This window comes from Nocardia sp. SSK8, from assembly GCF_037034205.1.
Taxonomy (GTDB): domain Bacteria; phylum Actinomycetota; class Actinomycetes; order Mycobacteriales; family Mycobacteriaceae; genus Nocardia.
This window is the reverse complement of record NZ_JBAGKD010000008.1, coordinates 65,935-80,723: the sequence shown is the minus strand read 5'-3', so window position 1 is coordinate 80,723 and position 14,789 is coordinate 65,935. Positions and strand designations below refer to the sequence as shown.

Annotated in this window: 16 protein-coding genes; 13 read left to right on the top strand and 3 right to left on the bottom strand. The window is 70.5% G+C overall.

Annotation, left to right across the window (positions count from 1 at the left end; genetic code table 11):
- Positions 1 to 23: 23 nt before the first annotated feature.
- The 6 genes from WA675_RS17100 (at position 24) to WA675_RS17075 (ending at position 5,695) form a co-directional block, all read left to right on the top strand.
- Complete coding sequence (locus WA675_RS17100) at positions 24 to 1,559, top strand: FAD-binding protein (protein WP_336085555.1); 1,536 nt, start codon at positions 24 to 26, stop codon at positions 1,557 to 1,559.
- Between the two features lie 108 nt (positions 1,560 to 1,667).
- Positions 1,668 to 2,039, top strand: coding sequence for a nuclear transport factor 2 family protein (locus tag WA675_RS17095; RefSeq protein WP_336085554.1), 372 nt, complete (start codon positions 1,668 to 1,670; stop codon positions 2,037 to 2,039).
- 7 nt (positions 2,040 to 2,046) lie between these two features.
- Positions 2,047 to 3,708 (top strand): FAD-binding protein, encoded by a 1,662-nt coding sequence (locus WA675_RS17090; protein WP_336085553.1) that lies wholly within the window; start codon positions 2,047 to 2,049, stop codon positions 3,706 to 3,708.
- A 10-nt stretch (positions 3,709 to 3,718) separates the two neighbouring features.
- A complete protein-coding gene (locus WA675_RS17085) occupies positions 3,719 to 3,976 on the top strand; it encodes a hypothetical protein (RefSeq protein ID WP_336085552.1) in 258 nt (85 codons plus the stop codon).
- 23 nt (positions 3,977 to 3,999) lie between these two features.
- Positions 4,000 to 4,791 (top strand): SDR family NAD(P)-dependent oxidoreductase, encoded by a 792-nt coding sequence (locus WA675_RS17080; protein WP_336085551.1) that lies wholly within the window; start codon positions 4,000 to 4,002, stop codon positions 4,789 to 4,791.
- Positions 4,792 to 4,822: 31 nt separating this feature from the next.
- Positions 4,823 to 5,695 carry an alpha/beta fold hydrolase gene (locus tag WA675_RS17075; protein ID WP_336085549.1) on the top strand — a complete coding sequence of 291 codons (873 nt, stop codon included), beginning with the start codon at positions 4,823 to 4,825 and terminating at the stop codon, positions 5,693 to 5,695.
- Positions 5,696 to 5,751: 56 nt separating this feature from the next.
- Here the strand turns inward: WA675_RS17075 and WA675_RS17070 are convergent, their stop codons facing one another.
- A complete protein-coding gene (locus WA675_RS17070; protein ID WP_336085548.1) occupies positions 5,752 to 6,579 on the bottom strand; it encodes a mycofactocin-coupled SDR family oxidoreductase in 828 nt (275 codons plus the stop codon).
- A 1-nt stretch (position 6,580) separates the two neighbouring features.
- Positions 6,581 to 7,378 (bottom strand): mycofactocin-coupled SDR family oxidoreductase, encoded by a 798-nt coding sequence (locus tag WA675_RS17065; protein ID WP_336085547.1) that lies wholly within the window; start codon positions 7,376 to 7,378, stop codon positions 6,581 to 6,583.
- A 190-nt stretch (positions 7,379 to 7,568) separates the two neighbouring features.
- On the opposite strand from WA675_RS17065, the gene WA675_RS17060 reads away from it, so the two are divergent.
- The 5 genes from WA675_RS17060 to dmpG are packed head-to-tail and all read left to right on the top strand — an operon-like array spanning position 7,569 to position 12,910.
- The gene (locus WA675_RS17060; protein ID WP_336085546.1) at positions 7,569 to 8,615 is read left to right on the top strand and encodes a ferredoxin--NADP reductase; all 1,047 of its coding nucleotides are present in this window, start codon (positions 7,569 to 7,571) and stop codon (positions 8,613 to 8,615) included.
- 15 nt (positions 8,616 to 8,630) lie between these two features.
- Positions 8,631 to 10,127 carry an MDR family MFS transporter gene (locus WA675_RS17055; RefSeq protein WP_336085545.1) on the top strand — a complete coding sequence of 499 codons (1,497 nt, stop codon included), beginning with the start codon at positions 8,631 to 8,633 and terminating at the stop codon, positions 10,125 to 10,127.
- Positions 10,121 to 10,906, top strand: coding sequence for a 2-keto-4-pentenoate hydratase (locus WA675_RS17050; protein WP_336085544.1), 786 nt, complete (start codon positions 10,121 to 10,123; stop codon positions 10,904 to 10,906). The genes WA675_RS17055 and WA675_RS17050 overlap by 7 nt, the downstream gene beginning before the upstream one ends.
- A 50-nt stretch (positions 10,907 to 10,956) precedes the next feature.
- The gene (locus WA675_RS17045) at positions 10,957 to 11,865 is read left to right on the top strand and encodes an acetaldehyde dehydrogenase (acetylating) (protein ID WP_336085543.1); all 909 of its coding nucleotides are present in this window, start codon (positions 10,957 to 10,959) and stop codon (positions 11,863 to 11,865) included.
- Positions 11,866 to 11,875: 10 nt separating this feature from the next.
- Positions 11,876 to 12,910, top strand: coding sequence for a 4-hydroxy-2-oxovalerate aldolase (gene dmpG / locus WA675_RS17040; protein WP_336085542.1), 1,035 nt, complete (start codon positions 11,876 to 11,878; stop codon positions 12,908 to 12,910).
- 89 nt (positions 12,911 to 12,999) lie between these two features.
- On the opposite strand, the gene WA675_RS17035 is transcribed toward dmpG, so the two are convergent.
- Positions 13,000 to 13,752, bottom strand: coding sequence for an SDR family oxidoreductase (locus WA675_RS17035; RefSeq protein WP_336085541.1), 753 nt, complete (start codon positions 13,750 to 13,752; stop codon positions 13,000 to 13,002).
- A 71-nt stretch (positions 13,753 to 13,823) separates the two neighbouring features.
- Here WA675_RS17035 and WA675_RS17030 point away from each other — a divergent pair, with 71 nt between their 5' ends.
- Together WA675_RS17030 and WA675_RS17025 are read left to right on the top strand one after the other, a co-directional pair.
- Positions 13,824 to 14,198, top strand: coding sequence for a winged helix-turn-helix transcriptional regulator (locus WA675_RS17030; RefSeq protein WP_336085540.1), 375 nt, complete (start codon positions 13,824 to 13,826; stop codon positions 14,196 to 14,198).
- 69 nt (positions 14,199 to 14,267) lie between these two features.
- On the top strand, positions 14,268 to 14,786 hold the full coding sequence (locus WA675_RS17025; protein WP_336085539.1) for a hypothetical protein: 519 nt from the start codon (positions 14,268 to 14,270) through the stop codon (positions 14,784 to 14,786).
- Positions 14,787 to 14,789: the final 3 nt, after the last annotated feature.

Sequence of the window (14,789 nt, the reverse complement as noted above, 5' to 3'; positions counted from 1 at the left end):
CGAGGTGGTACCAGGAGGAAACAGTGGTGGACTGGAACGACGAGGTGGATGTGCTGGTCGCGGGCTCGGGCGGTGGCCTGGCCGGGGCCTACACCGCCGCCCGCGAGGGGCTCAGCGTCGCGGTGGTCGAGGCGACCGACAAGTTCGGCGGCACGACCGCCTATTCGGGCGGCGGCGGGGTGTGGTTCCCGTGCAACCCGGTGCTGGAGCGGGCGGGCACCGACGACACGATCGACGACGCGCTCACCTACTACCGCGCCGTCGTCGGCGACCGCACCCCCGACGAGCTCCAACAGACCTACGTGCGCCGCGGCCGCGACCTCATCGAGTATCTCGAGGCCGACGACCATTTCGCCTTCCAGATGCTCCCGTGGCCGGACTACTTCGGCAAGGCCCCCAAGGCCCGCCTGGACGGGCAGCGCCACATCATGCCCACCCCGCTGCCCGCCGCCGAGCTGGGCCCGCTGCGGGAATCGCTGCGCGGCCCGCTCGACACCGACCGGCTCGGCGCCCCGCTGCCGGAGCTGCTGATCGGCGGCCAGGCGCTGATCGGGCGTTTCCTGCGCGCGCTGTCGGCCTACCCGCACGCGCGCCTGCATCTGGAGTCGCCGCTGGTCGAACTCGTCGTCGAGGACGGGGCGGTCACCGGGGCGATCGTGGAACGCGACGGCGCCCGGCACGCCATTCGCGCCCGGCGCGGGGTGGTGCTCGCGGCGGGCGGTTTCGAGCAGAACGCGGAGTTGCGCGTGCACTACGGGGTGCCCGGTGAGGCGCGGGACACCATGGGGCCCTGGGGAAATCAGGGCCTGGCGCATCAGGCGGGGATCGCGGCGGGCGCCGATACCGACCTGATGGATCAGGCGTGGTGGTCGCCGGGGCTGACCCATCCGGACGGGCGGTCGGCCTTCGCGCTGTGGTTCACCGGCGGCATCTTCGTCGACCAGGACGGGCGCCGGTTCGTCAACGAGTCTGCTCCCTACGACCGGCTCGGACGCGAGGTGATCCGGCAGATGAGCGAGCGCGGCCTGCGCCTGCCGTTCTGGATGATCTACGACGACAAGGAGGGCGAGGTCCCGCCGATCAAGGCCACCAATGTGTCCATGGTCGAGACCGAGAAGTACGTGGCGGCCGGGCTGTGGCACACCGCCGACACCCTCGCCGGACTCGCCGCGAAGATCGGCGTTCCGGCGGCGGAGCTCGAGGCGACCGTCGCCCGGTTCAACGACATGGTCGCCACGGGCGTCGATCCCGATTTCGGGCGCGGCGACGAGGCCTACGACCGCGCGTTCTCGAACGGCGAACCGCCGCTGGTGACGATCGACAAGGGCCCGTATCACGCGGCCGCGTTCGGCATCTCCGATCTGGGCACCAAGGGCGGTCTGCGCACCGACACCGCGGCCCGCGTGCTCGACCGCGCGGGCGCGCCGATTCCGGGGCTCTACGCCGCGGGCAACACCATGGCCGCCGTCAGCGGCGAGGTCTATCCCGGCGGCGGCAATCCGATCGGCGCGTCCATGCTGTTCAGCCACCTCGCCGTGCGCCACATCCTCGGCGACTGACCCGGCGGCGGTCCCTCCCGCTGGCCGGGACGGACCGCCACCGACCGGCCCCCGGATGTGGTTCCGTTCACACCACCAACCCCTTTTCGATATTTCAGGAGCGAGACGATGGCTTCAGCCGACGACATCCGCGCGACGGTGCGCGACTACGTGGAGGCCGTCGGCAGCGGCTCCGCTGCCGACATCGTCGCCCTCTACCGCGAGGACGCGACGGTGGAGGACCCGGTCGGCAGCGAACCGCATGTCGGCCACGCGGCGATCCGGAAGTTCTACGAGTCCTTCGAACAGCTGGAGCGCTCCAGCGAACTGTTCTTCGTGCGGGTCGCGGGCAACAGCGCGGCGTTCAGTTTCCGGGTGGTCACCCGGTTCGGCGACCAGGACTTCACCCTCGAGCCGATCGATGTCATGACCTTCGACGAGAACGCGCGGATCGCGAGCATGCGGGCGTTCTGGTCGCAGGACGACATGGTCGTGGGCTGAGGCGAGCATGACCGCGACCGAACAGCACTGGGATCACGAAGTCGGTTTCCTCGTCGTCGGCAGCGGCGCGGGCGGGCTCACCGGCGCGCTGGCCGCCGCCGAGCGCGGCCTGGACACCCTGGTCATCGAGAAGGCCGGGGTGTACGGCGGCAGCACCGCGCTCTCCGGCGGCGGCATCTGGGTGCCCAACAATCCGGTGCTGCTGCGCGAGGGCCTGGGCGATGCCCGCGCCGACGTGCGCGCCTACCTCGACGCCGTCGTCGGTGACCGGGTGCCCTCGGCCAATCTCGACGCCTTCATCGACGCGGGCCCGCGCATGCTGGAGTTCCTGGAGACCAGCCCGCACCTGCGGTTCCAGTGGTGCACCGGCTATTCCGACTATCACCCCGAAGCGCCCGGTGGCCGTCCGGCGGGTCGCTCGATCGAGCCGCTGCCGGTCGATCTGAAGCAGCTCGGCGCCGACGAGGATCTGCTGCGCCCGGCCGCTCTGGCCACCCCGCCGGGGCTGTTCATCACCTCCAAGGACTTCGTCCAGCTCAATATGGTGACCCGCACCTGGAAGGCCCGCTGGACCGCGCTGCTCACCGGGCTGCGCGCGATCAAGGCGATCGTGCTGCGCAGGCACATGGACACCCTCGGCCGCGCGCTCATCGCCCGGCTGCGGCTGGCCCTGCGCGACGCCGGGGTGCCGCTGTGGCTGAACACGCCCCTGCGGTCGCTGATCACCGACGACACCGGCGCTGTGCTCGGCGTACTCGCCGAACGCGACGGCCGCGAGTTCCGGATCCGCGCCCGCGACGGCGTGCTGCTGGCCACCGGCGGTTTCGAGCACAATCAGGCGCTGCGCAAGCGCTACCTGCCCGAGGGCGGCCGCGACAACTTCAGCGCGGCCTCCACCGACAACACCGGCGACGGCATCGTGGCCGGGGAGCAGGTCGGCGCGGCGGTGGACCTGATGGACGATGCCTGGTGGATGCCGTCGTTCCAGCGGCCGGAGGGCATCAATCAGGTGCTGGTCTCGGAGCGGTCCATTCCGCGCTCGATCATCGTCGACAGCACCGGGGCGCGCTTCACCAACGAGGCCTCGCCATATGTGACCTTCGTGCACGCGCAGCTGGCCGGTCGCCACGATCCGGCCTGGCTGATCTTCGACGCGAAGGCCAAGAGCCGCTACCCGATCGGCGGGATCGTGCCCGGCCAGAAGTTCCCGGCCTCCTGGACCTCGACCGGGCTGATGCACAGCGCGCCGGACCTCGCCGGGCTGGCCGCCGCCATCGGTGTCCCCGCCGAGTCCCTTGGTACGACCGTGCGGCGGTTCAACGGGTTTGCCCGCGACGGCCACGACGCCGACTTCGGGCGCGGCGGGAGCGCCTACGACAACTACTACGGCGACCCCACCCTGGCGACCCCGGCACTGGATGTCCTGGACAAGGGCCCGTACTACGCGCTGCGCGTGCGGATCGGTGATCTGGGCACCAAGGGCGGCCTGGTCTACAACGCCGACGCCCAGGTGCTGCGCGCCGACGGCACCGTCATCCCGGGCCTCTACGCCGCGGGCAACACCTCGGCCGCGGTCATGGGCAACGACTACGCGGGCGCGGGCGCCACCATCGGCCCGGCGATGGTGTTCGGCTATATCGCCGCGCGTCGTGCCGCCGGGCAACGCTGAGGGGGCGATCATGCAACCCGTGCAATGCGCCACCTGCGGCAACAAGGTGCTGGCCGAGAAGTTCAGTCCCAGCCACACCAGCGTGCAATGGCTCGACGACGCCGAGTCCGCGTGCCCGGAGTTCGCCCGCCGGGCCGCCCTCGGGGAACCGAGCGGCTCGATCCCCACCTGCCCCGCCCTGCGCGACTCGATCGAGAACGCGGTCCGCGCAGGCACTCTGGCCACCGACCAGCTGCGGCACGAGCCCGTGCCCGGCCGGCTCGGGTGAGCCACCGACCCGAAGGACATCCCATGAACAGACTCGACGACCTTCGCACCCTCGTCACCGGCGCCGCCTCCGGCATCGGCCAGGCCACCGTGCTCCGGCTGCTCGACGAAGGCGCCCGCGTGGTCGGCGCCGATGTCTCGGCCGACGGCCTGGCCGCCACCCGCGCCCAGGCCACCGAACGCGGCACCGCCGACCGGCTCACCACCCTGACCATCGACATCGGCGACGAACAGTCGGTGATCGACGGCGTGCGCGGCGCGGTCGACACCCTCGGCGGCCTGGATTCCCTGGTCAACGCCGCGGGCATCCTGCGCGCCTCGCACACCGAACAGACCTCCCTGGAGCTGTGGGACCTGATCCTGCGGGTCAATCTCACCGGCACCTTCCTGGTGGTCCGCGAGGCGCTGCCCGCGCTGCTCGCGAATTCCCGTGCCAGCGTGGTGAATTTCAGCTCCACCTCGGCGGCGTTCGCGCACCCGTACATGGCGGCGTACGCGGCGAGCAAGGGCGGCATCCAGTCCTTCACGCACGCCCTGGCGCTGGAGTTCGGCGGCAAGGGGCTGCGCGCGGTGTGTGTCGCGCCGGGCAGCATCAAGTCCGGCATCACCGACGCGACCCCGGGTTACGTTCCGGCGGACGCGGATTGGGCGCTGTTCTCGAAGCTGTCGCCGGTGCTGCCGACCGACCGGGAATCCGGTGGCGCGGGCATGGGCGACCCGACCGCGGTGGCCGGGGTGATCGCCATGCTGGTCTCCGAGGACGGCGCCTTCATCACCGGCACCGAGATCCGTATCGACGGCGGCACCCACGCGTGAGCCCGCACCCACACACCCCGGAGGACCCGCGATGACCGAACCCAGCTACGCCGACACCCTGAAGGAGATCCGCACCGACGCGGGTGTCCTGCGCTATCACGAGATCGGGGACGGTCCCCCGCTGCTGCTGTTGCACGGCTCCGGGCCCGGCGTCACCGGCTGGCGTAATTTCCGCGGCAATCTCGCGGCCTTCGCCGACCGGTTCCGCTGCCTGGTCCTGGAATTCCCCGGTTTCGGCGTCAGCGACGACTTCGGCGGACACCCCATGGTCACCGCGCTGGAAGCGGTGGTCCGCTTCGTCGACGCGCTGGGCCTGGACACCGTCGACATCATCGGCAATTCGATGGGTGGCGGCGTGGCGCTGAACTACGCCATCGCGCATCCCGACAGAGTCGGCAAGCTGGTGACCATCGGCGGGATCGGCCGCAACCTGTTCAGCCCCGGCCCGGGCGAGGGCATCAAGCTGCTCCAGGAGTTCACCGAGGAACCCACCCGGGAGCGGCTGATCCAGTGGCTGCACTCGATGGTCTACGACCCGGCCATGGTCACCGAGGAGCTCATCGAGGAACGCTGGACCCAGGCCACCGACCCGGCCACCCTCGACAGTGCCCGCCGCATGTACAGCAAGGCCGCCTTCGCCATGATGGTGCGCGCCATGGAGGCCGCCGACGTGCCGCCGCCGTGGGCCATGCTGCACAAGGTGCAGGCCCCGACCCTGATCACCTGGGGCCGTGACGACCGGGTGAGCCCCCTCGATATGGCGCTCATCCCGATGCGGACCATCCCGCGCGCCGAACTGCACGTGTTCCCGAACTGTGGGCACTGGGCGATGATCGAGCGCAAGGACGAGTTCGAGTCGGCCGTGCTGGCGTTCCTGACCCGCAAGGAGTCCGGCACCGCCTGACATCGGCGCACACAAAGCGGGGGCCTGGTGACCAGGCCCCCGCTTTCGTGTGTGTGTCAGCGCTGGGTGCTGCCCGCGTCGACCGGCAGGGTCACCGCGGTGATGTAGCGGGCCTCGTCCGAGGCCAGGAACAGGGTGGCGTTGGCGATGTCGACCGGGTCGACCCACGGAATCGGCAGCATGTTCATCGTGACCGCGGCCTCGGCGAACTCCTCCCGCGTGGGTGACGTGAGATCGGGCCGGAACGCGCGGCGCACCGAGTCGTTCTGGATCATGAGCGTGTCGACATTGGTGGGATGCACCGAGGTCACCCGGATGTGGTGCGGGGCCAGCTCTTTGGCGAGGGAGCGCATCAGCCCGACGACACCGTGCTTGGCCGCGGTGTAGTGGGCGACCCCGACCAGGCCGCGCAGTCCGGCGATCGAACTGGTGAGGATCATCGCGCCACCGTCGCGGGCGATCAGGTGCCCGGTGGCGGCCTTGCAGGTCTGCCAGACGCCGGTCAGGTTGACATCGATCATGGTCTGCCACTGCTGTTCGGTCAGCTCGAGCGCGCCGCCGCTGGAACTGATTCCCGCAGTGGCGCAGACGATATCGAGCCCACCCAGTTCGGCGACGGCCGCGTCGACGGCGCCGCGCAGCGCGGTCCCGTCGCGCACATCCACGGTGGCGGTGACGACCCGCCTGCCCGTCGCGGTGACAGCCGCGGCGGTCTCGGCGAGGTCCGCCGCGCTCGCGGGCGGGGTCAGCACCGACTCGACCGGACCGCAGATGTCCACGGCGACGATATCGGCGCCCTCCTCGGCGAGCCGGATGGCCTGGGCGCGGCCGATGCCGCGCGCGGCGCCGGTGACCAGCGCGATCTTGCCCGTAACTCGTCCCATGTCACACCTTCTGAGTCAGTCCGGCATCCACCACGAGCTGGGTTCCCGTCACGTAACGGGACTCGTCGGATGCGAGGAAGAGCACGGCATTGCTGACGTCGACCGGGTCGACCCAGGGCACCGGCAGCAGCGTGCGGCGGGCCAGCACCTCGGCCGCGTCGGCCCGCGTGGGATGCGGCAGATCGGGACGGAGCTTGGCGTAGACCGTGTCGTTGAGGATCATCGGCGTGGCCACCGACCCGGGATGCACCGTATTGACCCGGATATTGCGCGGGCCCAGCTCGTTGGCGAGGGTGCGGGCCAGACCGACCACCGCGTGCTTGCTCGCCGCGTAGTGCGCGGCGGACGCCGCCCCGACCAGGCCGTTGGTCGAGCTGACGATCACGATCGAGCCGCCGTCGGTCAGCGCGGGCACCGCCGCGCGCACGGTGTGCCACACGCCGGTGAGATTGATGTCGACGGTGCGCTGCCAGGCCTGGTCGGTGAGTTCCCAAGACGAGCCGAGGTCGGCGTAGATCCCGGCATTGGCGACGATCACGTCGAGCCTGCCCAGCGCGGCGACGCCGTCGGCGACCGCCACATCCAGGGCGGCCTGGTCCCGCACGTCGGCGATGCCGGTCACGCAGACCCGGCCCACCGCCGCCACCTCGGCCGCCGTAGCCGCCAGTTCGGCGGCGGCGGAGTCGATGTCGACGGCGATGATGTCGGCGCCCTCTTCGGCCAGCCGACGGCAATGGGCGCGGCCCATTCCCCCTGCCGCGCCGGTCACCAGCGCGACGGTGTGCTGCATGCGGTTCATCGGGCGCCCCCGGGAGATCGAGTGTCCACGCCGCCGACGCTAGGGTCGCCGCGTCCGGCATCCGCCCTGGTCTTCCCGGTCAGCGGGCACTCGCGCGGCGATCTCCCGGCCACCGGGAACCGCAGGGTCCGCGCGGGCGGCGGGCTGCGACGGTGTCGGCACACCGGTTCTGTGAGCGAGGAGGGCACCAGTGACGACAGCCGAGGTTCCACGGGTGGTGACGCTGCGGGTGGCCGCGGTGATCGAGGAGACCGCCGACGCGCGCTCGCTCGTCTTCGACGTGCCGCCGGAAGCCGCCGGTCGTTTCGCCTACCGTCCCGGCCAGTTCCTCACCCTGCGTATCCCGAGCGAGCGACCCGAGCCGGTCGCGCGCTGCTACTCCCTCGCGAGTTCGCCGTTCACCGGCGACCCGCCGCAGGTGACGGTCAAGCGCACCGCCGACGGCTACGGCTCGAACTGGTTGTGCGACAACGTCTCCGTCGGTGACACCCTCGACGTACTGCCACCGCAGGGCGCCTTCACCCCGGCCTCCCTGGACACCGATCTGCTGCTGTGGGCGGCGGGCAGCGGGATCACGCCGGTGCTGTCGATCCTGCGCTCGGCGCTGGTCCGGGGCACCGGCCGGGTGGTGCTGTTCTACGCCAATCGCGGTCCGGAGTCGGTGATCTTCGCCGCGGCCCTGCGCGACCTGGCGGAACGGTATCCGGACCGGCTCACCGTGGCGCACTGGCTGGAATCACTCCAGGGCCTGCCGAGCGGGCCGCAGCTGGCACGGTTCGCGGCACCGTATCCGGGCTACGAGGCGTTCGTGTGCGGGCCCGCACCATTCATGGCGGCGGTCACCGAGGCACTGTCGGGGGCGGGCTGGCCGCGCGAGCGGATCACCACCGAGGTGTTCGTCTCGCTCTCGGGTGACCCGTTCGCCGCACCCGAACCCCTCGATCCCGCCGACGACGCCGACGCCGACGCCGCCCAGGTCGAGGTGGAACTCGACGGCGCCGTGCACGCCCTGCGCTGGCCGCGCTCCCGCACCCTCGTCGACGTCATGCTCGCCGACGGCCTGGACGTGCCCTATTCCTGCCGCGAGGGCGAATGCGGATCGTGCGCGTGCACCGTCCTCGACGGCGCGGTGAGCACGCCGCCGTCGGCGATCCTCGACCAGGACGACATCGAGGCAGGCTACACCCTCGCGTGTCAGGCCCGGCCCACCAGCGATCAGGTCCGTATCCGCTTCTGAGCCGAGAGGTGCCCGTTGGCAACCGATACCGTACGGGCCGAGGTCGGCTTCGGCTCGGACCGTGGCCCGGTGCTGGCCGCGCTCATGCTCGCCACCGGCCTGGTCGCGCTGGACTCGACCATCCTGGCCACCGCCGTGCTGGCGATCACCGACGACCTCGGCGATTTCGCGCTGTTCCCCTGGCTGTTCACCAGTTATCTGCTCGCCCAGGCGATCACGGTCCCGATCTACGGCGCGCTGGCCGACGCGTTCGGCCGCAAGCCGGTGATGCTGTGCGGGGTCGTGGTGTTCGCGCTCGGGTCGCTGCTGTGCGGCCTGGCGGGCAGCATGCTCGCGCTCATCGTGTTCCGGGCGGTCCAGGGTATCGGCGCGGGCGCGATCCAGCCGACCACCATGGTCATCGCGAGCGACCTGTACACCCTGGCCGAACGCGCCACCGTGCAGGGCTATCTGGCCGGGGTGTGGGCGGTGGCCTCGGTGACCGGGCCGCTGCTGGGCGGGATCTGCGCCGACTATCTGGGCTGGCGCTGGATCTTCCTGGTCAACCTGCCGCTGGCGGCACTGGCCGGGTGGACGCTGGTGCGGCACTTCCAGGAATCGGTGACCCGGCAGCCGCGCCGCATCGACTACCTCGGCGCGATCCTGCTGACGCTCGGCGCGGGTGGGCTGGTCCTCGGGCTGCTCGAAGGCGGGCACGCCTGGGCCTGGCGGTCACCGACCTCCCTGGCGGTCTTCGGCGGTGCCGCGCTGGCCCTGCTGCTGTTCGTGGTGGCGGAAACGCGGGCGGCGCAACCGATTCTGCCGCTGTGGGTGTTCACCCGCCGGGTGGTCGTCGCGGGCGCGGTGGCCGCGGTGCTGGGCAGCGCGCTGCTGTTCGGGTTCACGACCTATGTGCCGCTGTTCAATCAGGGTGTGCTCGGGTCGAGCGCGCTGGTCGCGGGGCTGGTCACCGGGGCGCTCACCCTCGGCTGGCCGCTGTCGGCCGCCCAGGCCGGAAAGGTGTATCTGCGCTTCGGCTTCCGGGCGTGCGCGGTGCTGGGCAGTTCGGTCGCGGCGCTCGGTGCGGCGAGCACCCTGCTGCTCGACGAGCACTCGGAGCTGTGGCAGGTGGCGGTCTCGTGTTTCGTGGTCGGCGCGGGCATGGGCCTGGTCGCCACCCCCACGCTCATCGCGGCGCAGACCAGTGCGCGCTGGTCCGAGCGCGGAGTCGTCACCTCGGCCACCATGTTCGCGCGGTCGCTGGGCAGCGCGGTGGGGGTGGCGGTATTCGGCGCGCTGGTCAACGCGCGGCTCGATGACACCGGCGCGGCCACCCCGGACGTACTCGCGGGCGCGATCCACCTGGTGTTCGCCACCATCGCCGTTCTCACCGTGGTGCTGGTGGCGGTCTGCGCGCTGGTTCCGGGCGGGCTCACCGGGATTCCCGCCCATCCAGCGGGAACGTCCGATCCCGACGGGCCCGCGCGCACCCAGGATGGGAACGCATCACCAGAGGAGGAACCAGGATGCTGACAACCAGCGTGCGCACCGAGCTCGCGGACGAACTGGCGCGCGCCGAACGGGACCGGGTGGCGGTGTCCCCCCTCGCCGCCCGGTACCCGGACATCGATGTGGTCGACGCCTACGAGATCCAGCTGCTCAATATCCGGCGCAAGCTGGACGGCGGCGGCCGGATCGTCGGGCACAAGGTGGGGCTGTCGTCGGTGGCGATGCAGCAGATGATGGGCGTCGACGAACCCGACTACGGTCACCTGCTGGCCGACATGGAACTGTTCGAGGACACCCCGGTCGACACCTCGGCGTTCCTGCTGCCCCGGGTCGAGGTCGAGGTCGGCTTCGTGCTCGGCGCCGATCTGCCCGGTGCCGACTGCACCGAGGACGATGTCCGCGCCGCCACCGTCGCCTACGCCCCCGCCATCGAACTCATCGATTCGCGCATCACCGACTGGCGGATCAGCCTGTGCGACACCATTTCCGACAACGCGTCCTCGGCCGGGTTCGTGCTGGGCAAGGCGCGCGTGGCACCCGGTGACATCGACGTCACCGCCATCGACGCCGTGCTCACCCGCAACGGCGAGGTCATCGCCGAAGGGCGTTCCGATGCCGTGCTCGGTGATCCGCTGATCGCGGTGGCGTGGCTGGCGCGCAAGGTCGCGAGCTTCGGGGTGCGGCTGAGGGCGGGCGATGTCGTGTTGCCCGGCTCCTGCACCCGGGCCATCGATGCCAGGGCCGGTGACGACTTCCGCGCGGAGTTCACCGGACTCGGTGCCGTGGACCTGCGTTTCGTCTGATCCATCCCGAGCGCCGTGAACGCGCGCTCCCTACTCTTCAGGAGGCGACCGTGTCCCAGGGGACCGTCGACGCCGCGATCGTGGGATCCGGCAATATCAGCACCGACCTGCTCTACAAACTGCTGCGGTCGGCATCCATCACACCGCGCTGGATGATCGGGATCGACCCCGGCAGCGAGGGGTTGAAGCGGGCCCGCGGGCTGGGGCTGGAGACCTCGGCCGACGGGGTGGACTGGCTGCTCGCCCAGGACGAGAAGCCGGACATCGTCTTCGAGGCCACCTCCGCCTACGTGCACCGGGCCGCCGCGCCCCGCTATGCCGAACTCGGTATCCGCGCGGTCGATCTCACCCCCGCCGCGGTCGGGCCCGCGGTGGTGCCGCCGGTGAACCTGGACGCGCTGCTGGACGCGCCGAACGTCAATATGATCACCTGCGGTGGCCAGGCCACCATTCCGATCGTGGCCGCCGTGTCCCGGGTCGTGCCGGTCACCTATGCCGAGATCGTGGCGTCGGTGTCGTCGGTGTCGGCCGGGCCGGGGACCCGCGCCAATATCGACGAGTTCACCAAGACCACCAGCCGGGGGGTGGAGACCATCGGTGGCGCCCGGAAGGGCAAGGCGATCATCATCCTGAACCCCGCCGAGCCGCCGATGATCATGCGCGACACCATCTTCTGCGCCATCCCCGAGGACGCGGACCACGACGCCATCCGCGCGTCGATCCACCGGATGGTCGCCGATATCCAGACCTATGTGCCCGGCTACCGGCTGCTCAACGAACCCCAGTTCGACGAGCCCTCGCTGGTATCCGGTGGGCTGGCGAAGGTCTCGGTGTTCGTCGAGGTCGAGGGCGCCGGGGACTTCCTGCCGCCCTACGCGGGCAATCTCGACATCATGACCGCCGCCGCGACCCGCGTCGGTGAAGTCGTCGCCGGGCAGATCCTCGCGGCGCGGGTGTAAGGAGCGAACCATGGTCTATTCCGCCGAACTCGACATCCGGGTCACCGACACGTCCCTGCGTGACGGGTCCCACCACAAGCGTCACCAGTTCACCGCCGCCGAGGTCCGTGACATCGTCATCGCGCTCGACGGGGCCGGGGTGCCGGTCATCGAGGTGACCCACGGCGACGGCCTCGGCGGGTCCTCGTTCAACTACGGGTTCTCCCGCACGCCGGAGCAGGAGCTCGTCAAGACCGCCGCCGAGGCCGCGAAGAACGCCGCCATCGCCGTCCTCATGCTGCCCGGTGTCGGTGTCAAGGAGGACATCGCGATCGCGCGGGACAACGGCGCCACGATCTGCCGGGTCGCCACGCACTGCACCGAGGCCGATGTCTCCGTCCAGCATTTCGGGTACGCCCGCGAACTCGGTCTGGAGACCGTCGGCTTCCTGATGATGTCGCACACCCAGCCGCCGGAAGCGCTGGCGAAGCAGGCCCGCATCATGGCCGACGCGGGCTGCCAGTGCGTGTATGTCGTCGACTCCGCCGGGGCGCTGGTGCTCGAACAGGTCTCCGATCGTGTCGGCGCGCTCGTCGCCGAACTCGGCGCCGACGCCCAGGTCGGCTTCCACGGCCACGAGAATCTCGGTCTGGCGGTGGCGAATTCGGTGTACGCGGTGCGCGCCGGCGCCACCCAGATCGACGGGTCCGCCCGCCGCTTCGGCGCGGGTGCGGGCAATCTCCCCGTCGAAGCGTTCATCGGTGTCTGCGACAAACTCGGCATCGAGACCGGCGTCGACTTCTTCGCCGTCACCGATGCCGCCGAAGACGTCGTCCGCCCGGCCATGCCCACCGAATGCCTGCTGGACCGGCAGGCCCTCATGATGGGCTACGCGGGCGTCTACTCGAGCTTCCTGCGCCACGCCGAACGCCAAGCCGAACGCTACAACGTCTCCGCCGCCGAGATGCTCGTCCGCGCGGGCCGCCGCAAACTCATCGGCGGCCAGGAAGACCAGCTCATCGACATCGCCCTAGAACTCCAGCGCGAAGCCACCACCCGCGCCTGAGACCTGGACATGCGATCACCACGCTCTGGTGGCGGTGCGCCCTCGGGCGATGCCGCCACCAGAGCATGGTGATCAACTGTCCGATGCCGTCACCGGGCCGATACGGTGAGAAAATCCTCGCCGCCGACGTAGAAGGTCTGGCCGAGAGTGGCGGGTTCTGTGCCAGCGCGCACGATGACGCGGGCGAATTCCTCGACGGTCGGGAGCGGGCCCGCGGCGCGGCGCGCGGCGACGCTGCCGGGGTCGCGGCGTTCCAGGAGGCGGACGATGATCGTGCCGTCGATCATGTCGCCGGACACCACCGTGAACCCCACTCCGCGATCCCGGAATTCGGGGATCCGGGACCGCAGCGCGTCCTCACCCGCCCGCTTGCTCAGCGCGATCGGGGCGTACCCGGCGGGCACCTCGCCCTGCTCGTGCACGAAATGCGCCTGATGGCTGGTGACGAACACGATCCGTCCACCCTCGGGCATGAGCGGCAGCACCGAAACCGCCAGGCGCACCTGGGCATCCCGGTTCAGGCGCAGCGCGTACCCGGGATCGGCGTCGCGCTCGAGCCCCCCGGAAGCATTGAGCACCAGGGTATCCAGGCGCCCGAACCGCTCCCCCAGCTCGGCGGCCATTCCCTCGACCGCCGCCGGATCCGACACGTCCGCACCGAGCACCGACGCACTGCCGCCTGCCGCGACGATCCCGTCCACCACGACCTGGGCCCGCTTGCGCTTCTCCCGGTAGTTGACCACGACATGCGCCCCGGTCGCCCCGAACTGCGCCGCGGCTTCCGCGCCTATTCCGCGCGAGGCCCCGGTCACCAACACGACCCGCCGCTGCACCCGTTCCATCGATCGTCTCCTCCCGCCGACCCGCACGGCGTCGCATGCTTCTGATTCAGAAGCAACTATCGTGCTTCTGAATGAGAAGCGCAACTGCGGACGACGGTGCCCCGGCCGAGCCGTCGGCGAAGATCCTGGCCGCCATCGATCTGCTCGGGCAGCGCTGGATGCTGCGCGTGGTCTGGGAATTGGAGCCGGGACCGCTCGGTTTCCTCGACCTGCGCAGGCGGATGGGCAACTGTTCGTCGAGCATGCTCTCGGACCGGTTGCAGCAGCTCCAATCCGCCGGGCTGACCCGTAAGGACGGTCCGCGCGGGGCCTACGAACTCACCACCGAGGGCGCGTTGCTGGCCGAGGCGCTGCAACCGCTGTGGGACTGGTCCGAGCAGCGCACGAGTACCGGTGACGGCAATGGGCGGATCCCGTGGCGACCGGCCACGCATCCGGCACCCTAGGGACACCCTGATGCGGGATCAGGGCTGATACCGGATGTGGTGGGGGCGGATTCGGGCTTTGCTGGAATCATGCGCACACTCACCGTTTCACTGACCGCTACCACCCTCTATGCCGCGCTCGCGACGCTGGTGTTCTGCACCATGATCGCTGAGACGGTGTTCCTGTATCCCAACTACTTTCACGATATTCCGCGGTCGCTGATCGTGGCCGACGAGTTCACCGCGGCGGTGTCGGTGGGTAGTGTGATGCGGCCGTTGGGGGCGGTGCTGATGGTGACCGCGATCGTGGCTACCGCCGTCAGTGTGTGGGCGCGGACCGCCCGGGTGTGGACGGTGGCCTCGTTGGTGTCGCTGGTGTCGGGGCTGTTCCTGCTGTCGGCGCTGTACCTGTGGGAACGCTGGACGATCCTGTTCGACGAGCGCGACCAGCACACCATCGAGGAACTGCGGCGGACGGTGCGGGAGGTCGAGGTGGCGCATTCGGTGCGGATCGTACTCGGCGCGCTCACCGCGGTGTTCGCCGTGGTCGCGGCGGTGCGCACCTATCGCGCCCGGCTGCTGCGGGGCCTCGAACCGGCGGCCGGATGACCG

What these genes read in the sequence shown, in the direction of transcription:
- WA675_RS17095 (WP_336085554.1), top strand. Translation starts at nt 1,668, where the DNA reads ATGGCTTCAGCCGACGACATCCGCGCGACGGTGCGCGACTACGTGGAG.
- WA675_RS17090 (WP_336085553.1), top strand. Translation starts at nt 2,047, where the DNA reads ATGACCGCGACCGAACAGCACTGGGATCACGAAGTCGGTTTCCTCGTC.
- WA675_RS17085 (WP_336085552.1), top strand. Translation starts at nt 3,719, where the DNA reads ATGCAACCCGTGCAATGCGCCACCTGCGGCAACAAGGTGCTGGCCGAG.
- WA675_RS17080 (WP_336085551.1), top strand. Translation starts at nt 4,000, where the DNA reads ATGAACAGACTCGACGACCTTCGCACCCTCGTCACCGGCGCCGCCTCC.
- WA675_RS17075 (WP_336085549.1), top strand. Translation starts at nt 4,823, where the DNA reads ATGACCGAACCCAGCTACGCCGACACCCTGAAGGAGATCCGCACCGAC.
- WA675_RS17070 (WP_336085548.1), bottom strand. Translation starts at nt 6,579, where the DNA reads ATGGGACGAGTTACGGGCAAGATCGCGCTGGTCACCGGCGCCGCGCGC.
- WA675_RS17065 (WP_336085547.1), bottom strand. Translation starts at nt 7,378, where the DNA reads ATGAACCGCATGCAGCACACCGTCGCGCTGGTGACCGGCGCGGCAGGG.
- WA675_RS17050 (WP_336085544.1), top strand. Translation starts at nt 10,121, where the DNA reads ATGCTGACAACCAGCGTGCGCACCGAGCTCGCGGACGAACTGGCGCGC.
- dmpG (WP_336085542.1), top strand. Translation starts at nt 11,876, where the DNA reads ATGGTCTATTCCGCCGAACTCGACATCCGGGTCACCGACACGTCCCTG.
- WA675_RS17035 (WP_336085541.1), bottom strand. Translation starts at nt 13,752, where the DNA reads ATGGAACGGGTGCAGCGGCGGGTCGTGTTGGTGACCGGGGCCTCGCGC.
- WA675_RS17030 (WP_336085540.1), top strand. Translation starts at nt 13,824, where the DNA reads ATGAGAAGCGCAACTGCGGACGACGGTGCCCCGGCCGAGCCGTCGGCG.
- WA675_RS17025 (WP_336085539.1), top strand. Translation starts at nt 14,268, where the DNA reads ATGCGCACACTCACCGTTTCACTGACCGCTACCACCCTCTATGCCGCG.